The organism is Pseudomonas sp. 2995-1, from assembly GCF_002742505.1.
Classification (GTDB): domain Bacteria; phylum Pseudomonadota; class Gammaproteobacteria; order Pseudomonadales; family Pseudomonadaceae; genus Aquipseudomonas; species Aquipseudomonas sivasensis.
In genome coordinates, this window is sequence record NZ_LJSA01000118.1 from 1 (window position 1) to 250 (window position 250).

The 250-nt window shown below is 39.6% G+C and carries 1 pseudogene; it reads left to right on the forward strand.

Annotated features, from left to right (window positions below):
* A pseudogene (locus AOA61_RS31725) lies at positions 1–250 on the forward strand (hypothetical protein); the annotation flags it as partial.

Consider the following 250-nt stretch of genomic DNA (forward strand, 5'->3'; position numbering starts at 1 on the left):
GTCCGTGACCAACTAATAAGCAGTCGTGTTAACGGTGGTTTCCCATATCTAGTAGTTTCTGATGGTGATCATTTAAAAAATGGGGAAGTATATGTTACACATGAGTTTGAAGGTATTGAGCTAGACACGAAGTATCTTGAAAAAACATTGCCATATCTATATCAGCTGTGGGGAAGACCAGTCCACCTAGAAACAGTGCTAACGGAAAGAAAAATGGTGTTCACCTATGATGGAAGGAAAACGCATAAGA